This is a genomic window from Brasilonema sp. UFV-L1 (assembly GCF_012912105.1).
Taxonomy (GTDB): Bacteria; Cyanobacteriota; Cyanobacteriia; order Cyanobacteriales; family Nostocaceae; genus Brasilonema.
Window position 1 is genome coordinate 1 of record NZ_QMEA01000128.1, and the last position, 18,066, is coordinate 18,066.

At 42.1% G+C, this 18,066-nt stretch carries 14 protein-coding genes, 1 tRNA gene and 1 pseudogene; 9 read left to right on the forward strand and 7 right to left on the reverse strand.

Annotated elements, in window-relative coordinates:
* Positions 1-244 precede the first annotated feature (244 nt).
* The 3 genes from DP117_RS26775 to DP117_RS26785 all read left to right on the forward strand — a co-directional run bounded on the left by DP117_RS26775 (position 245) and on the right by DP117_RS26785 (position 1,278).
* A complete protein-coding gene (locus DP117_RS26775; RefSeq protein ID WP_169221254.1) occupies positions 245-442 on the forward strand; it encodes a hypothetical protein in 198 nt (65 codons plus the stop codon).
* A gap of 94 nt (positions 443-536) precedes the next feature.
* Positions 537-1,097 carry a 6,7-dimethyl-8-ribityllumazine synthase gene (gene ribH, locus DP117_RS26780; RefSeq protein ID WP_169221265.1) on the forward strand — a complete coding sequence of 187 codons (561 nt, stop codon included), beginning with the start codon at positions 537-539 and terminating at the stop codon, positions 1,095-1,097.
* A 109-nt stretch (positions 1,098-1,206) separates the two neighbouring features.
* Positions 1,207-1,278 (forward strand) — tRNA-Gly (locus DP117_RS26785).
* Between the two features lie 303 nt (positions 1,279-1,581).
* On the opposite strand, the gene DP117_RS36555 is transcribed toward DP117_RS26785, so the two are convergent.
* Complete coding sequence (locus DP117_RS36555; protein WP_339381008.1) at positions 1,582-2,520, reverse strand: GTP-binding protein; 939 nt, start codon at positions 2,518-2,520, stop codon at positions 1,582-1,584.
* A gap of 1,889 nt (positions 2,521-4,409) precedes the next feature.
* Here DP117_RS36555 and DP117_RS26795 point away from each other — a divergent pair.
* From DP117_RS26795 to DP117_RS26805, 3 genes are all read left to right on the forward strand, one after another.
* A complete protein-coding gene (locus DP117_RS26795; protein WP_169221255.1) occupies positions 4,410-4,817 on the forward strand; it encodes a hypothetical protein in 408 nt (135 codons plus the stop codon).
* A 4-nt stretch (positions 4,818-4,821) separates the two neighbouring features.
* Positions 4,822-6,087: a glutamate-5-semialdehyde dehydrogenase gene (locus DP117_RS26800; RefSeq protein ID WP_169221256.1), complete on the forward strand. Its 1,266-nt coding sequence runs from the start codon at positions 4,822-4,824 to the stop codon at positions 6,085-6,087.
* Between the two features lie 269 nt (positions 6,088-6,356).
* The gene (locus tag DP117_RS26805; RefSeq protein WP_169221257.1) at positions 6,357-7,331 is read left to right on the forward strand and encodes a hypothetical protein; all 975 of its coding nucleotides are present in this window, start codon (positions 6,357-6,359) and stop codon (positions 7,329-7,331) included.
* A 177-nt stretch (positions 7,332-7,508) separates the two neighbouring features.
* Here the strand turns inward: DP117_RS26805 and DP117_RS26810 are convergent, their stop codons facing one another.
* From DP117_RS26810 to DP117_RS26820, 3 genes are all read right to left on the reverse strand, one after another.
* Positions 7,509-8,591 carry a fatty acid desaturase gene (locus tag DP117_RS26810; protein WP_169221258.1) on the reverse strand — a complete coding sequence of 361 codons (1,083 nt, stop codon included), beginning with the start codon at positions 8,589-8,591 and terminating at the stop codon, positions 7,509-7,511.
* Between the two features lie 290 nt (positions 8,592-8,881).
* Positions 8,882-9,934 carry a fatty acid desaturase gene (locus tag DP117_RS26815; protein WP_169221259.1) on the reverse strand — a complete coding sequence of 351 codons (1,053 nt, stop codon included), beginning with the start codon at positions 9,932-9,934 and terminating at the stop codon, positions 8,882-8,884.
* 228 nt (positions 9,935-10,162) lie between these two features.
* Positions 10,163-10,981, reverse strand: a complete 819-nt coding sequence (locus DP117_RS26820; RefSeq protein ID WP_169221260.1) for an acyl-CoA desaturase — start codon at positions 10,979-10,981, stop codon at positions 10,163-10,165.
* 83 nt (positions 10,982-11,064) lie between these two features.
* On the opposite strand from DP117_RS26820, the gene DP117_RS26825 reads away from it, so the two are divergent.
* Entirely contained in the window at positions 11,065-12,294 is a 1,230-nt protein-coding gene (locus DP117_RS26825; protein ID WP_169221261.1) for a methionine gamma-lyase family protein, read from the forward strand.
* Positions 12,295-12,307: 13 nt separating this feature from the next.
* Here DP117_RS26825 and DP117_RS26830 read toward each other — a convergent pair whose 3' ends face one another.
* Both DP117_RS26830 and tnpA read right to left on the reverse strand, forming a co-directional pair.
* The gene (locus tag DP117_RS26830) at positions 12,308-13,081 is read right to left on the reverse strand and encodes a hypothetical protein (protein ID WP_211176367.1); all 774 of its coding nucleotides are present in this window, start codon (positions 13,079-13,081) and stop codon (positions 12,308-12,310) included.
* Positions 13,082-13,198: 117 nt separating this feature from the next.
* Complete coding sequence (gene tnpA, locus DP117_RS26835) at positions 13,199-13,675, reverse strand: IS200/IS605 family transposase (RefSeq protein WP_169221267.1); 477 nt, start codon at positions 13,673-13,675, stop codon at positions 13,199-13,201.
* 72 nt (positions 13,676-13,747) lie between these two features.
* Between tnpA and DP117_RS26840 the strand changes: the two are divergent.
* Both DP117_RS26840 and DP117_RS26845 read left to right on the forward strand, forming a co-directional pair.
* Positions 13,748-14,839: pseudogene (locus DP117_RS26840) on the forward strand (RNA-guided endonuclease TnpB family protein); the annotation flags it as partial.
* Between the two features lie 408 nt (positions 14,840-15,247).
* Complete coding sequence (locus DP117_RS26845; protein WP_169221263.1) at positions 15,248-15,529, forward strand: hypothetical protein; 282 nt, start codon at positions 15,248-15,250, stop codon at positions 15,527-15,529.
* A 75-nt stretch (positions 15,530-15,604) separates the two neighbouring features.
* On the opposite strand, the gene DP117_RS26850 is transcribed toward DP117_RS26845, so the two are convergent.
* Positions 15,605-17,653 (reverse strand): elongation factor G, encoded by a 2,049-nt coding sequence (locus tag DP117_RS26850; protein ID WP_169221264.1) that lies wholly within the window; start codon positions 17,651-17,653, stop codon positions 15,605-15,607.
* Positions 17,654-18,066 lie beyond the last annotated feature (413 nt).

Consider the following 18,066-nt stretch of genomic DNA (forward strand, 5'->3'; position numbering starts at 1 on the left):
GTTGTGGCACCTGGCGTATCAATACGCCCTAAGAGGCAAACGTGTTGCAGCCCAGAAACCTGAGCAATCAGGATATTAAGACCCAAAGGTCTTAAGAATCTCTGCGGCTTTAGCCGCAGAGAGTGTCAATCGCTACATACACAAAGACTCCGTGGGGTGTCAGGAGTCTATAAACTGCCTGTGGAGGTATCGGAACGTGGATATTGCTGTATGGCTTGCCTTAGGGTATCTGGAGTAACGACCAATGAAGCAGGAAATTTCTACAGGGCGACTTGTAGAAGCCCCACCCGAGCGCCGTCAGGCAGGGTGGGGAGAACGTCACCTAATCCGACAGGAATTTCCCACTCGCCTGTGCAGTGGGAATGTCAAGCAAGCTGACAACAAGCTACACCTTTGGTCCTTGGGGTTAGCCCTAAGCCTTATGCTGAAACATACAGCTTAGGAGAGACCATAAGGATCTGCTGCTTCCTGTCATCCTGTACTTCTTAAAGAACAAATGTATATTGGCAAGAAGTATAGATGAATCAGAGGCGGTTATGGCAGTTTTTGAGGGAACTTTTACTCAGACACAACCTTTGCGGTTTGGAATTGTGATTGGTCGATTTAATGACCTTGTAACTAACAAGCTGGTGGAAGGTTGTCAAGATTGCTTGAAACGCCACGGTGTTGATGTCAATCCTCACGGCTCTCAGGTAGACTACATTTACGTACCAGGCAGTTTTGAAGTTCCAGTTGTCGCTCGTCAATTGGCACTTTCTGGCCGTTATGATGCAGTTATTTGTCTAGGTGCTGTTATCCGAGGGCAAACGCCTCATTTTGATTACGTATCTTCTGAGGTTGCCAAAGGCATTGCTGCAGCAGCTTTTCAAACTGGTGTCCCTGTGATTTTCGGCATTTTAACAGTGGACTCGATGCAGCAAGCTTTAGAACGCGCAGGCATTAAAAGCAATCATGGTTGGGACTACGCCATGAGTGCTTTAGAAATGGCTAGTCTCATGCGGCAATTACGTTCAAACCTTGCAGAGCCATTTTCTGGCAATTCTCTAGAGCCAGCATCGCTCAAAAGTGCCAGCGTAGGACAGTTGTCTGCAGAATAGTCAGTCATTAGTAGTTAGTGGAACAAGAAACCACTAACTACTAAAACAAATCACTAAAAAGATATTGACAAATCATGGATAATCTGAGATATTAAGAAGAGTCAGGTTTGCGGGTATAGCTCAGTGGTAGAGCGTCACCTTGCCAAGGTGAATGTCGCGCGTTCGAATCGCGTTACCCGCTTAGAAGTCCAAAACAAAGATAGAAATGATGATTGTATGAGCATTCACTCGCTCTGAGATAATTTTTTCTAAGTGTTCCATAACCGCCTCGATGACTAAGGAATTCCTTTGCTGACCACTGTTTGAGGCTGTTATTTGGCGACTATGTTTTCTAAAGGCAGCAAACCAACCGCCCCAACTCAAAGCCCCAACCCGAAAACGAAGCAAGCTAACGGCTAAGGTCAGCAACCGCCGCTAGTAACTCTCGAAAACCAACAACCATAATCAGTTCCCAGTTTTCTGTTCCAATGATGTTCCTACCACTTCAGCATAAGCAGTTTTCTAGCTGTTTGAGCAAAGTCTCGCGCTCCAAATTTTGACCAATCAGCATTAACTGGTTTTTCTTCTCCCCTTTCCACTCATCATCATCCAGAGTGAAGCGCTTACCACAAAGATGGAAAATATGACGTTGAGGGCTTTCGTCAAACCACATTATCCCGTTCACTCGGAACGTTGTTGCAAGTAGTTGATTATCTAGAAAATCTTGAAACTTTCTAATAGCAAAAGGCTTGTCACTTTGGAAGAACACTGAAGTGAAGCCATTATTTTCTAAATAATCGGAATGATGATGTTTATGAAAATATTTGTTAAACTCAAAGAGATTTGCACTGACAATGAAGGGAAGTGGTGCTTGACAATGCTTGGTGCGGATAATTCTTGCACCTTCCTTAACTTCCAGAATTTTTGTTTCCAGCGTCTCTAACTCTGTTTGAGAAACTAAATCTGTTTTGTTAAGCAAAATGATATCACCATAGGCAATTTGACTATAAGCTGCTTGAGAGTTGAATAAATCCAGGCTGTAATTGCTTGCGTCTGCCACAGTTATAATCGAATCCAGACGAGTTAAATCCCTGAACTCCGTGCCGATAAAAGTTAAAGCAATTGGCAGAGGATCAGCTAAACCTGTAGTCTCTACTATTAAATAATCTATTCTCTCTGGTCTTTCTAAAACTTGGTATACTGTATTAAGAAAATCGGTCTCACTCAAATTAGTAACATGATATTGATAAAGCAAATGCGAACCGATATCAATAATACGAACGTGTCTATAATCAGGAACCAAAACCGCAACTTTTACATCTTGAGCGAGACTTTTCAGTATTCTGTTGATAAATGTACTTTTTCCACTTCCTGAAAAACCAGTGACGATTGTAACAGGCAGAGACCGAAAAGTTTGGGAAACATAATTCAAAAAATTATAAATTTCTTGTTTTTTTAGAAGCTTATTTAATTCATGCTTTTGCTGCTGTTGAAATCTCTCTAATTCATTTACTAATGAACTATACTCATCACTAGCAAATTCTTGCTTTAATTCTGGCTTTAATAACTGTGCTTCATAACTAGGGTCAATAACTACATAATATAAATCCGTGAGAAATGCTGTCAGTAGTTTGTGAACTGCAATAATAAAGTCTCTAATCTTCCGAAAAGCTTCTTTATCATTTGCTCCCTGTTTTTTCAGATTTTTAAAATTTTCTTCCCAATGCCAGACGTTAGATAATCTAGTGGCATTTTCGCTGTTTATTAACCAAAATCCAACATTGAAGAAGACTTCACGGTCAGTAATAGTAGTGTAAATAACCACAGTAGGAATTGCATTTAAGACTTGGCATAATCTTGGAATATCAATATCTCCAATTGGTTTTTTGAAGTAGTCCCCATAATATTCGACAGGACACAGACCAGATGAGGGATAATATGTATCAAAAAAATTTCTTAATTTATAGGGAAGCTCCAGTGTAAGATTATTTCGTATATCTTCAGAACAGCTTTCACTAATTTCTGGGTGTGAAGTTAAAATTAACAATCTATGCTTGTGTTGTGTATTTTCAAATATTTGGGCTGTCTCTTGCTTAGTGAGTTTTTCAGACATCCAATGTTTTTCTTCCCAATTAGCTTCAATTATTTTTTGATTTTCTATAACCAGAGTAGCTTGCAGCTGTTGTATTTTCTCTCCTATCAACTGAGCCTGTTCACTGGAAGACTTTCCTATTATATTTTCCTTCTGTACAACAAAGAGATTTGAAACAAACTCTGCACCTGTTTCTCCTAATTTCTTACCAAAACCTTCTGCCAAACCTTTAACAAGCCACCCAACAACGAAATCTAATGTTATGCTTGATACTAATACCATAAAAAAACTTTAATTTTATCTATACAAATAATTAGATTAATTAGATTTAGTGATTTTCAAGCAGTTTGACTATTTACTTTTCTTTAACCATTGCTTCCTACGCCGCCACCTTCTTGTCCATTTGATGCCAGAGTCATACCGCTTCTAAAAACCTACAGGACTTACGCAAAAGTTACCCTGTTTATACCAAAAATCATCTGTTTGACAACTAAATACAAACTCACTAAACCGGGTTTCTAGCAGATGGTGCGTAAGTCCTAACTTATTTAAATCTAGCATAGGGGAAAATCGGTTGGGCACTCTCCTTGGGCAAAAATGGACAACCATACAACTCGCACGCTTTTGGTCAACTGTCTGCGAAACTCAAAGAAAGACATATCAGCAATCGCTTTAGCTAGTTTGTGATTAGCCTACTTTGACGATCCCGGACGCACTTCTGTTTCGTACAAATGACAAGCTGACCTTAACTCTCTGAGCCAGCAAGCGTTGAGAACCAACATTCGCAACACGCGCTGCAATTACACGACCACGCAAACCCCTTGAGTAAGATACTGACATTGAATTAAACAATTACTCTATGTCCACCTTACCGTAGTTTGTGGTTCAATTACCTGAAAATTGCTGTAAGTGTAACTGAAGACTTTCTGTAAGATGCGCTACACTTGAACAAATGTGACAAAATGACAAACAAGAAATGAAGAATAAAGATTGAAGTGAGACAGAAAATTCACTTCAGTGTTTGTACTTCTGATTTATCATGGGTAGCTATTATCAATGTAATTCAGTGATAAAATTGTAGTGCCACTGAATTGAAAAAATCTGTCTAGGGAAAAGAATAACTCAGACTGGGTAATGTTATAAAGAAGATTCATGGGAGGATAGCCAGCCCCGAAGGCGTAGACGAGGGGATGCTATTTTCACAACTATTAACAAACACGCTCAAGTAATAAAGTTCGCTTGTGCAACCTCAAAAAGCAGACAAAATTGACTTCAATAATGAATATCCGTGTCCCTGTCGTCGGCGGGGGCGGTTAATTCCAATTACTCTGACAGAAGCATTTGGTTGCGATCGCTGTCAGCAGATATTCGTGGTGGAAGAGAATGGTTACGTACTGGAACAACTTTCCACCACCTATCCCTACAAGCGGGCTTGGCGCTGGACAGGGAATACTTGGCAAGTTGTCCATCCTCGATTAGGAGAAAGCTATTTGCCTGTAGCGCTTGGCATTATTTTCGTGCTAGTGATCATATGGTTACCATTGGCACTAAGGTTGGCAAATGGTTACAGCATTATTGCTTGGGCAATGGTGGCGGTGCTGTTGGCGATTTTGCCAGCACTGATGGTATGGCTCACCTACAGGCGATAATTGAATGACAGTCGATGCATTTGATGTAAGCCCCGAACCAATTGCAAGCGCAAGACGCGCTCATCAAGCTGCCCTGAAGCTAGGAACGACAAAAGGAGCAGATAGAAGTCGTGCAGTGTTGGCGATGGCAAAGGCAATGACACGCTCATTTGACGACATTCTAGAAGCAAACACTTTGGATTTAGAGGCAAGTCGGGAAATGGCAGTACCGGATTTAATTCTAGATTGGTTAAAGCTGACTCCAAAACGGCTAGAGATGACAGTAGAGATTTTGCAACGGCTGGGGGAATTATCAGATCCACTGCGGCGAGTCAGACATGCTGATTATCAACTAGACGACTCTCAGACTTATACGCAGTTAATGCCTTTAGGTGTAATTGCGTTTATTTATGAAGCGTTTCCAGACTTGGGAGCGATCGCCTCCGCATTGTGTATCAAAACTGGCAACACTCTGATCCTCAGAGGTGGTACTGAAGCAAGTCATTCTAACGCGGCGATCGCCAACGCACTCCTGGCTGCTGTCACTGAAGTTGGTTTACCAGCTGGTTGTTTACAATTCATAACATCAGAAGATGGAACTTCTATTAGAGATATCGTTACCCAAGACCAATGTTTAAATTTAGTGATTCCCTACGGACGTTCTAGCTTGGTACAGCAAGTCGTGCGACACTCAACCGCCCCAGTTTTAAAATCAGCTATGGGCAACTGTTACCTTTACTGGTCGCCAAATGGTAGCTTAGAAATGGTGCGATGGATTATTATAGACAGCCATCAAAGTGAACCAGATCCGGTGAATGCAATTGAAAAAGTACTCATTCATCGGCAAGCTTTACCATCTTCTTTACTGACATTGTGGAATACCTTAAAGGAAAAAGGCTTTGAGATTAAGGGAGATAGTGAACTGGTGGAAGCGTTTCCTCAGTTACAGTTGGCGAAGGAAGGAGAGTGGGGAAGCGCTTATTTAACCAAGACAGTCGCTTTTAAATTAGTAGATAGTTTAGAAGCTGCGATCGCCTGGATTAATCAACACAGCAGTGGTCATGCCGACTGTATTGTCACTGAATCTTATCAGGAAAGTCGGCAGTTTGCTTTAGGAGTGAACAGCGCCTCCAGCTACATCAACGCTTCCCCACGTTTTTCCCGTAACCCGTCGCGAGGAGATTCGGTATTTCTGGGAATGTCTAATCAAAAAGGTCACAGACGCGGATTGATCAACTTAGAAAGTCTAACAACAGTTAAGCACATTGTTCAGGGAAATGGACGGTTTTAGTTATGACGTGGGCTTCGTGTCTGACAGGAAACAGTCGGGCGTCAAACCTGGACAACCCATAAATATTTTTACATTTTTACCCAACCAGAATACTGAGTTGGGCATAATATCGTAGGAGCATGTGCAAAGCTATGACTTCAGTCTGTAAAGCAGACCATGCTAACAAAAGCAAGATCTAATAAAGCAATAAGCTTTCGTTAAACTTTACTTAGTATTTTGAAGAAGCAGTGGGTAGCTTCTGACATACAAAAAACTTCAGAGGTACAGCTATGGCTACTGACTATATCATGTTCATTCATGGTGTCAATAACCGATACGAGAACATCAAACCTTACTACGCCGATAAACTCTTTCACTCAATTCAAAACCAGCTAGGTTCCACTCGGACAGTTAAACCTGTTGTTCTCTACTGGGGTGAAGTGGGGGAACAAAAGGATAAAATACTACTGAACTGCTTAGAGAAATCGACTGATTGGAACAAACTTTGGTTTCGGGAATTTCGTCGCCAAACTATACTACCATTTATTGGTGATGGTGCTCTCTACACGACCCGTTATGAAGGAGCTGCTGTTGTCGCAGTACTGGTAGAGCAAGCCTTGGATGGGTTAAAAGACTATAATCCACAAGTAGACCGGTTGCACCTGGTTACACATAGTTGGGGGACAATCATCCTGTTCGATGTCCTATTTGCCGAGCGTTGGGATGATGAGAACAAACCAGGTTATGATTCTGTCAAGAAGATACGAGAGAATTTCTTCGGGATAGAACCCAATCTGGGTCAAGGTCTATCATTAGCTAGTATTTACACAATGGGTTCTCCTATTCCTCTGTTTTACCGGATGAACGTAGATCAGAGTGTGGAAGAGAGGAGGAACAGTCAGGGAGTTGTCCTCAATAGCCATGATATCACCCCACGTTTGGAGAAACTGTTGGATAATTTATACCAAAAGCTAAAAACAAAGCTACCTTGGCGTAACTTTATTCATGCAGGCGATCCTCTTGCCTTCCCGTTGAATCCCCTACTTCCAGAACTAGTAGATGAGAAACGTCAGTACATTGAGATTGAAGATATCGTCACTAAGAATAAAACCTTCTACGACTTTGTGACCAACACATTCAGTCAGACAACATTTTCAATACTACATGGTCGTACGGCTCACAGTAGCTACTGGCAAAGTCAAGAAGTCGCGCAGAAAATAGCTGAGGTTATACTACAAGCAACTTCTAATTCGGAACCAGGATAATATTTATTGTATGAATATATCTGTTTTCATTAAGACTGCGATAGCTAACTAAATTAATAGAATTTCTTGTTAAGAATTGTTTTTGCTCTTGTATTAATTTAGTTGTTGAATGCAGAAGAACCACAGTTATTAAGTGAAAAGTAAGGAGTTTTTCATGAACTCCTCACTCTTCACTTTCTATGAGCCTTTCGCTAATTTTTTATTTGATGTGTAGTAAACTTTTCCTCCAGTATCTGGTACAAAATGACAGGTATTGCACGAACGACGTAATGCACTCAAAATGGGTTCATTAGATTCATGAAAATAATCACCCATAATCGGTTTAATTGCCTCAGTTGCCTTCTTCAAATTGTAGTGAGGGATGTTCAGGAATATGTGGTGAGCAACATGAGTACCGATATCATGATGGATATGATTGATAAAGCCGTAATCACGGTCAATGCTAGAAATAGCACCTTTGAGAAAAGTCCAGTCTTCTCCACGATACCAAGGAATTTCCAGCTCAGTATGGTGTAAATAGGTTACTAAATCTAGCCAAATGATAAAGACAAGATAAGGTCCAACGTAGTATTTTAACAACCACATCCAACCCCATTCATAGGTCAAGAAACCAAGCAAAGCAACCATCAAAGTCCAGAGTGTGGTGCTAGTAATGACATCCCATTTTTCTGATGGTTTGAAAAGAGGACTACTGGGGAAAAAGTGAGAACCCTCCTTGTTCGGAGAACGCATGAACAAATACACCGGATAAGCCAATAAAAACACGTAATATCGACCTACTTTTTGCACCCAATCCATCACCTTATATTGTGATTCATTCACAGGATACCAGCTTTCATCATAATCGATATTACCTGTATTTAGGTGGTGAGTTCTATGACTAATTCGCCATCCGTGATATGGAACAAGTATTGGTGTATGGCAAAGATGTCCAATCAAATCATTCAGCCATTTTTTCTTAGAAAAAGATTGATGCCCGCAGTCATGTCCGACGACAAACAAAGCCCAAAACATCGTTCCTTGCATCACCCAGAAAATTGGCCAGAAGAACCAAGAATTGAGGGAATGAGCAACTGCATAAAGTAAACTGATAATCAGGATGTCACGAAAAAAGTAGAAGAGTGATTTACCTACATTCGGCTGAAAACATTCAGGAGGAATTGCAGCTTTCAAACTTTGAAGGGTGAATGGTAGCTTGGTTGTATCCTCAAATGATTCAGAGACATGAGGATTATTTAACTTGATAGTATTTGATTGCACTTGATTTTTTTACTGGAGCTAAACCGAACGTTTTTGAAGCAAAGTAATCGAAATTATGCGATTGCTCATGAGGGCGATGCTCCAGATGAGCCGCTTTGCAGTGGGCAAAGCCCCGCCGGGCACGATAAGCCGGAGGCTTGACGCAAAGCGTATCGCACGAACTTGGTTTTGGGTATTCCTAATATCAGTTTCGGAAGTACGCGTGGCAGGGTGGTATCTGGCAATTTTCTTAGGAATGCTCTTGTTTGAAAAATTGCCAGAATATATTCCTAACACTAACAACTCTTAGCTTATTGTCCTGCGTAATAGTCTTTAAAAGACTGATAGCCACTCTCGGCTCTATACAGGTGACACTGGTCTGTAATTTGCTTCATTAAAGACCAAGAAAACTGACATTCATCATGCAGATACGTTCCCCAATTTTCTTTGATACTGCGATAAGCCATCCGCAAATTATAAGAAGGAATCGCAGTTGAAATGTGATGAGGGACGTGGACATTGATATCGTGGCAAAGAATTTCTACCCAAGAGGGGTAATCGCAGTGAACTGTGCCATATAGCTGTGCTAAGGCTTGGTTCCACTTAGATTCTGCCACAAAAGGAACGTCTGGAGCAGTATGGTGAACCAAGGTAAAGGTACTCATCCAAAAATGGTAAACCAGCCACGGAAGCAGCCAAAATTTCACAAATCCCCAGATTCCAGTTGTGGCGATGAGGATGGGGAATGCGATCGCAGCAAAAAGCACGACGACAACCACAGAAAATTTCACACTTGCTTGGTCTTTTTTACGAAATACAGACCAATCAAAATGCAAAACTCCACAATGAACGATTGAGCCTATCCACCACAATCGATAGCGCAGAAACGCCTCGAAGCCCCACTGCGAGATTTTTTTACAACTTTCATAAAGTTCCGTGGTGATTGGGTGCCAAGCGTTGTCCTCATCCAGCTTGTTGGTGTGAGTGTGGTGATAATTGTGCTGAATGCGCCAACTGTGGAACGGGTAAATCAACGGCATCATCATCAAATGCCCTACCAAATCGTTAACCCACCGGCGTTTAGCAAATGAACGATGAGCACAATCATGTCCGATGACAAAAAAACCTGTCAAAGCAGTACCCGTAAAAATCCACGCTACGGGCAAGAGAAACCAAGGAGCAATTGCCAAACTGAAGTAGCCCAGGCAAACCATCGATACACTAATCAGGACTTTTGTCCAGGCTTTGTACCGATTTTGCTCAAAACATTCCCGTGGCAGGGTTTTGAGAATATCTTTTAGCTTTAGGTTGGGATTACCAAGGTCATCAGCTGACTTGTGGCTTTGAATTGTTGATGTAGTCATGAATACCTGAAAAGACAACAAACCTCACTACCAAATCACTAAACAAGTGGCTGTGGCAAAGTTTTGTAACATTAGCGTTTCGGATTATAGCAATCTAATGTACCTCAGCGCACCTGCGATAAACCCCCGCTGATGCCTAAGCAGTGATTCAGAAGCGGGGGAGCATAAGTAGTTCAAAATTCAAAATTGAACATTAAATTAAGATAAAGATTGCTAACTACTGACCGATTACTGCTTTTCTGGTGCCAGCTTCACATTTGTCGCAAGGCCCAGTACTTGTAGCAATTGAATGGTCATCCAGGTGAGGTCGAATTCCCACCATTTCAACCCGTGACGAGCTGAGTACTGAAATGCGTGGTGATTATTGTGCCAGCCTTCACCATAGGTTAGTAAAGCTACCCACCAGCAGTTTGTGGAGCGATCGCCTGCATCATAAGTACGATAACCGAATTTATGCGTAGCACTGTTGACAAACCAAGTACAGTGCCACACGAATATCAGGCGAACAAAAACTCCCCAAACGACAAACGACCAACCACCCAGCAGCAAAAGGACTATACCCAGGGCGACCTGGATGAGAATCATATTTTTTTGCAAAAACTGATAAAATGGGTCGTCGTTAATATCTTTAGTAAAGCGAGGCACGTCCGCGAAAGCAGGTGAATGATAAAACATCCAAGCCATGTGACTCCACCAGAAACCTTTGTTGGAATCGTGGGGGTCTTGCTCTTGATCAGAGTGCAAATGGTGTATACGATGCATTCCTACCCAATCGATTGGTCCTCCTTGGCAAGTGAGTGTTCCACAAAAAGCCAAGAAATACTCCAGCCACTTGGGAGCTTCAAAACTACGGTGGGTTATGAGGCGGTGAAATCCCAGGGTAATACCCAAGCCACCAGTCACCCAGTAGAGAAACAAAAATACACCAAATGCTTTCCAGCTAAAGTTACTCGGAAACAGGGCAAACAAAACTCCGATATGCAAACCGGCAAAAAATGTGATATGGAGCCAATTAAGTTGGGATTTAGTGGATGTAGCAATTGTCATGCTGTAACCTGAATAGGAATTGTTCAGCCTAATCTGCGCGATTTTAAATCCGCAAATGTTAAATTTTTGTGAAAGAGGAACTAATGAACAGCTTGGAACAGCTGCGTGAAGCAGAACAGGCACTGTTACAGATTTTTTCTGGAATTGACGCTCAGGTCAAGCAAAATCTTCAACGAGTGTTAAATGCCTTTCGCCATTATCGCGTAGGGGCACACCACTTTGCGGGTGTTTCAGGATACGGACACGATGACTTGGGGAGAGAAACTTTAGATCGAGTTTTTGCGGGGGTGGTGGGCGCTGAGGCGGCTGCTGTACGAGTACAGTTTGTGTCAGGAACCCATGCGATTGCTTGTGCTTTATTTGGTGTTCTCCGTCCTGGTGATGAAATGCTAGCTGTGGTAGGTACACCCTACGACACCCTTGAAGAAGTCATTGGATTACGAGGTCAAGGTCAAGGTTCACTACTTGAGTTTGGCATCAGCTACCGACAATTAGATCTTACTTCAGAAGGAATCATAAATTGGCAAGCTTTAAGTCATGCGGTGAAGGACAATACTCGTTTGGTGCTCATTCAGCGTTCTTGTGGATATTCTTGGCGTCCTAGCCTATCCATAGCCGAAATTGAAAAAATTATCCACTTGGTCAAGCAGCAAAATCCTAACACCATTTGCTTTGTCGATAACTGCTATGGCGAATTTATAGAAACTCAAGAACCCACCCACGTTGGTGCTGATTTAATTGCAGGGTCATTGATTAAAAACCCTGGTGGTACCATTGTGACTGCTGGCGGTTACGTCGCTGGTCGCGCTGACTTGGTAGAAGCTGCTGCTTGTCGCCTTACAGCACCAGGAATTGGCAGTTATGGAGGTGCAAGCTTTGACCAACATCGCCTGCTGTTTCAAGGGCTGTTTCTCGCCCCACAAATGGTAGGAGAAGCAATAAAGGGAACTCACCTCACGGGTTATGTGTTTGACAAACTCGGTTACCCAGTCAATCCAGCACCGTTTGCCAAACGTCGCGATGTCATTCAAGCAATTAAACTAGGTTCTGCCGAAAAGCTTATTGCTTTTTGTCGGGCGATTCAACAGCATTCACCCATTGGATCCTATCTTGACCCGATTCCAGATGAAATGCCTGGTTATGAAAGTAAAGTTGTGATGGCTGGCGGGACATTTATCGAAGGAAGCACCTCTGAATTTTCTGCCGATGGTCCATTGCGGGAACCGTATGTAGTATACTGCCAAGGCGGAACCCACTGGACTCATGTTGCGATCGCCCTAGAAGCAGCAATAGAAGCTGTGGGAGAAGCATAAAACAGATTAGGAATTAGTAACGTTCAATTGCATCTCTTGTGGTTTTGTAAGCCTCAATAAAAGTTCGGAACAATTCTTGAGATATTTCTTCTAGAACAAGTTTTTCTGCAACTTCTTTGAGAATTAAGTCTATTTTTTGTTGAAGTAAATCTTTACTTGTCTTGGTATCGCGCAGTAGTTCAACAATTGCCTTGATGTAGCTTGCAGAAAGTTCTCTTTGCTTATGTTCTATTTGTTGCTCCACAAGTTGTTTTTCATGCTCTATTGTTTCGCGAGTTGTTTCATAAGCTTCGTTAAAAGTTCTGAATGATTCCTGGAAAATCCTTTCATCTATGAGAGCATCAGCAGCTTTTCTAAAAACTTCATCAAGTTGCTTTTGGTTATTTTCCAAATTATTTGGACTTGCTTTCATTAAATGGATAGCTGATGCGATATAGTCATCAGCCTCATTCTTTCTCCTAGTTTCCATCCATATCTTAAGTTGTCGAACCCAGGAGACAATAAGCAAAATAACTGTCAAAATTAAAGCTATATAGTCTGCATTTTCTTGCACAAAAGAGGGTTTATCTCGTTCATAAAAAGCTACTGCACCTGGATGAATTGGGGGAAGACCTGTACCACCTGTATCACTTGGACGATCAATACTAGCAATCAAGGGTTTAACTTCAGGATGCTGATGAGAAATGGCATTCGCTATTTCTTGACGATGCTCAAAGATGATACGAGTCAGTTCTCCAATCACATTTTTATCGACTGTATCTCCGCTATCGGGGAAATCAAAATTCAAAAATCAAAAGTCAAAATTAGGAATAGTTCTTTAGCTAAAACCGACATTCATCCCACATCTGACCGAAGGCAGTGTGGGATGAATGTCGGGGTGATGACGAATTGACCCACAACCAAATCAATCCGCAGGATTGACAGGGCAGGGGGTCGATGTTAGCGGAGCGGCACGAAGTGCGGAATCACCATTTTCTGGTCGGTCTTGTGATTCAATGTATTGTTTCAAAGTTGAGATAGTCACCCCTCCGCAACTAGCAATAAAGTACGACCCATTCCAGAAAACATCTTTTGTATAGAATCGCCTTAAATGCTCCGAGAATTCCTGTCTGAGTCTGCGGGAAGTTGCTGATTTAATGTTTCCTACCAGGGTACTTAATTGCAAGTCTGGGTGATATTGAAACAATAAATGCACATGGTCTGACTCCCCATTAAACTCTACAAGTTTGCAATCCCATTTAACCAATAAGTCTTCAAGTATGATGTGCAATCGCTGCAACATCTCATCAGTAATTGCTCTACGTCTATATTTCGTAGTCAGCACCAAATGCGCTTTCAGGTCACTGACTGAACGACCTTTTGAGACAAAATCATTTTTCACAAGTTTTTCAAGAACTCTGATATAATCACTGTATACAAAAAAGCCAACATTGATTGAAGGAGGTGATGTTAAGTGCTGACTGCTATTAAGGTAAGGCTGTATCCATCTCATGAACAGCAAGTAGCTTTGTCAAAATCTTTTGGCTGTGCTAGGTGGTACTGGAACTACGCCTTAAACGCTTGTATTCAGCACTACGAAAACACTGGAAAAACTTTGCCACTCAAGAGTTACAAAGGGCTACTCCCACAATTAAAGGTTGAATATCCTTGGTTAAAATCTGATTGCTACTCTGCCGTACTGCAATGTGTAGCTATCAACTTAAACAAAGCTTACGCTAACTTCTTTGAGGGTAGAGCTAGGTTCCCAAGATTTAAGTCTAAGAACCACAAACAGTCTATTCAATATCCTCAGAACGTGACTATCGTTGGGGATTGCTTGAATATACCAAAGGTTGGTGAAGTTAAAGCAGTTTTCCATAGGTCTATTGAAGGAAAAATCAAAACCGTCACTATCAGCAAGACACCTACAGATAAATATTACGCATCTATCCTTGTTGAAGGTAATAGCAAAAATAATCAGATTTCAGGTGACAAAATTATAGGCGTTGACCTTGGGATTAAAGATTTCGCAATTGTTCATGATGGAGAACAAGTTACCAAATACTCCAATCCCAAGCATCTGAAACGGCACGAAAGAAATCTAGCAAGAAAACAGAAAAAACTTGCGCGTAAAGTTAAAGGAAGTAAATCAAGGAATAAATTCAGAAAACTTGTAGCTAAGGTTCATGAGAGAGTATCAAATTCCCGCCAAGATTTTCTGCACAAATTAAGCAGAAAATTGGTCAATGAGAGCCAAGTTATCGTTGTAGAAAACCTCAACGTCAAGGGAATGGTACGGAATCGCAAGCTAGCAAAATCAATATCCGATGTTGGTTGGGGAATGTTTGTTAATTTCATTGATTACAAGTTAAAAGCCAAGGACGGTCAACTTGTAGAGATTGGCAGATTTTTTCCTAGTTCAAAAACTTGTTCTTGTTGTAATCACATTGTTGATGAAATGCCGCTTGAGGTCAGAGAGTGGGATTGCCCTGCTTGTAAAACTCATCACGATAGGGACGAAAACGCAAGCAAGAACATCAGAACAGAAGGCATACAGATATTATCTATGGGCGGAGGGAACCCCGTTCTTGTCGCGCAGAGGCGGAGTAAGACCAATAAGCCGCAAGGTGGAAGGGCATCTGTCGATGAAGCCGGAAGCCCACACTTCTGCTGACGCAGTAAGTGTGGGTAGTTCACTTTTGACTTTTGGCTTGATACTTTTGACTTCGAGCGCAGCGAAGTGGATTGGGTGAAACCATGACAAAACAGGACTTCCTTCCCTTTCATTGTCCCCCAGAAATGGAGCACGAGCGTACTACTACGCATACCCGTCTTTACGGGGTTCCTCCTTGTGAAAAAGGGTCAAGCCGCCTTACTACGCGTACTCGACGAGGATTCCAAATCAACCCTCACATTGGCTTGACCAGAAAGAAAAAGGTACAAGCCCCTAAATTTATTTATGGAAAAATAAAAAATGTATCTCGAGACGCGCAGCGCAAGAAATACTCAGTCCTTGTTACAAGCCCCTAAATTTATTTATGAGGTTCTTACTTTTGACTTCTTACCTTATGGTTTTGACTTCCCCGTTGGCGTAGCCGCCCTGAAAGGGCTAGGGGCTGACCTTCCTACCCTTCAAGCTCAACTCAACGCATGGAGTACACAACGCAATCATCTTCACACCACCATCAATTGGCACTTCACTACTACTGAGGCAAGAATCAAACTCAAACGCTTGTATCCGGTTATTGATGATTAAGGACTATTAGGGGCGTCCCTAACATTACCAAAATCAACAACTGTGAAAATCAGAGGATTTTAGACGAATCTAAAATCACTTACCATTACCATTACCTCCATTGCCATTACCAGAGGCAAGAATGCGATCGGCAATTCTATCAGGAACTTCCTGAAGATGATCGTATTCCCAATGGAAAGAACCAACGCCAAGAGTGAGCGATCGCAACTCTACAATAAAGTTTTGCATTTCCGCTTGCGGTAAATAAGCGATCACACAGTCCCATCCTTGCCAATCATGTATTCCTTCATAACCCAAAATCTGACCCCGCCTACCAGTCACAAGTTGCAGCACTTTAGCGGTAAATTCATTTGGGGTAGAGACTTGCACACGAATAATAGGTTCTAGCAGAGTCGGTTCACACTTGGGCATTCCAGTTTGCATCGCCAAACGGGCGGCTTGCTTAAATGCTTGTTCAGAACTATCCACAGTGTGGTAAGAACCATTTGTAAGAGTCACCGCTACATCCACCACCGGGAAACCCAAGGGACCATGTGACAGAAACTCCCGCACACCTATTTCCACACCAGGAATGTACTGCTTGGGAACGACACCACCAACAATAGTTTCCTTGAAGTTAAAGCCTTCGCCGCGTGATAATGGCTGAATGTCTAGGTAAACATCGCCAAACTGTCCATGACCGCCGCTTTGGTGTTTGTAGCGTCCATGAATTGATGAGGTCCCTTTGCGAATAGTTTCTTTGTAAGGCACTTGCGGTAAGTGCGTCGTCATCGGCAGATTATACTTACGCCGCAGTCGGTCTAGCGCGACTTGTAAATGAATCTCACCTTGACCCCACAAGATAACTTCGTGGGTATCGCCATGTTGCTCCCAAGCAAGAGAGGGATCTTCTTCCAACAGCTTGGCGATCGCACTGCTGAGTTTAACTTCATCGTTCCGCTTTTCAGGGGTAATCGCCAGAGCATAAACTGGTTCTAAGTGCTCAGCTTTCGGTAATGCCGTCGTCATCTGCTCACAAGAAAGGGTATCCCCAGTCTTGATACCCTCTAAACGGCTGATAGCAACGATTTCACCGACACAAGCCTCATTGATTTGCTGTTGTTGTTGTCCCATGAGATGATAAAGACCACCAGCGCGAACACCGTTAAGAACAATACCATCAGTTAACTTACCCCGCCAAACTCGTACGAGAGATAATTTGCCACCTTGCGGGGTGTAGTAAGTTTTCAGCACCTGCGCCACAGGCGAATCGCCTTTTTTAACTTTTAAGCGACGTTCTGCTGTGGTTTCTGGTTCAGGGGCTTCTCTGTGTAAAGCTTCTAAAAGTGGGCGTACACCGTAATCTTGCTCAGCAACTCCAAAGAAAACAGGGACAACCAAATCTGCCCCTAATTCCATTTTTAGGTCTTTGAGAATTTCTTCTTGGGGAGGTTCGATGTCTTCTAAAAGTTCTTCTAGTAAATGGTCGTCAAAATCTGCTAAGGCTTCAAGCATTTCTGCTCGTGCAGTGTGTTCTTCGTCTTTAAGTTCTTCAGGGAAAGGAATCGGATCAGCAGGCGCACCTGCATGGTACTTGTATGCTTGTTCGCTTACCAAGTCGATAAAGCCCGTCAGCTGTTCCCCTTGCATAATAGGATATTGATGTGCTACCAACGGACGACTGGAAACAGCTTTGAGGGCGTGTAACGTGTCTAAGACATTGATATTAGCCCGGTCTATTTTATTCACAAAGACCAGGTGAGGAATTTCCCAATTGTCAAGGAACTTAAATAAAGGAGCAAGAGTGAGAACTCGGTCTGTGATCGGTTCGCAAACCACAATCGCCGCATCTACTCCCATCAAGGCGTTGTAAGTTTCTTGGGCAAATTCTACGCTTCCAGGACAATCAATAAATGTGAAACGAATGTCATTATACTCAGTGCTAGCAGTACTGACTTCTACACTCATGTGGCGATCGCGCGATTCTGCTGCACTATCTCCTACTGTGTTACCATCCTTCACACTGCCTTTGCGAGTGATTGCCCCTGTCACGAACAACAGACTTTCCATTAAAGTGGTTTTTCCACTTAAATATGGACCCACAATTGCCACATTTCGCGAACCCGATTTTACTTTTTCGTTCATACAACCTCCTTTACAGCTAGACATATCTAGCCGCGTTATTCTAGGTTATTAAAGGTTTAAAATCTGATGATTCAAAAGATTATCGTGTCTTTAACTTGAGATTATCTCTACTTTAATATAGGGAGTTAAAAATCGTATTTTCTCGTAATATTTGACTGAACAAAATTTAACGATTATAAAAATTGCTATATAAAATTGAACTTATATGAATATAGTCAGATCTCACACCAACTTTGTAAAGTTAATGTAACTTAAAGTATTCCAACACAAAAAAATGCAAGTCTATCTCTATAAATATCGCCTTTGTACTTTAGTAAGTTTCATATTAGTGACCCAAATCCTTTTCTCCCCATCATCCTCTGCTTCTCTATCCCCCCATCCCCCCATCTCTCCATTGCCCCTAATCCCCAGGG

Bases quoted from the DNA above. Each gene is read 5' to 3' on its own strand.
- DP117_RS26800 (WP_169221256.1), top strand. From the start codon at position 4,822: ATGACAGTCGATGCATTTGATGTAAGCCCCGAACCAATTGCAAGCGCA.
- DP117_RS26850 (WP_169221264.1), bottom strand. From the start codon at position 17,653: ATGAACGAAAAAGTAAAATCGGGTTCGCGAAATGTGGCAATTGTGGGT.
- DP117_RS26845 (WP_169221263.1), top strand. From the start codon at position 15,248: ATGTATCTCGAGACGCGCAGCGCAAGAAATACTCAGTCCTTGTTACAA.
- DP117_RS26775 (WP_169221254.1), top strand. From the start codon at position 245: ATGAAGCAGGAAATTTCTACAGGGCGACTTGTAGAAGCCCCACCCGAG.
- ribH (WP_169221265.1), top strand. From the start codon at position 537: ATGGCAGTTTTTGAGGGAACTTTTACTCAGACACAACCTTTGCGGTTT.
- DP117_RS26815 (WP_169221259.1), bottom strand. From the start codon at position 9,934: ATGACTACATCAACAATTCAAAGCCACAAGTCAGCTGATGACCTTGGT.
- DP117_RS26825 (WP_169221261.1), top strand. From the start codon at position 11,065: ATGAACAGCTTGGAACAGCTGCGTGAAGCAGAACAGGCACTGTTACAG.
- DP117_RS26820 (WP_169221260.1), bottom strand. From the start codon at position 10,981: ATGACAATTGCTACATCCACTAAATCCCAACTTAATTGGCTCCATATC.
- DP117_RS26805 (WP_169221257.1), top strand. From the start codon at position 6,357: ATGGCTACTGACTATATCATGTTCATTCATGGTGTCAATAACCGATAC.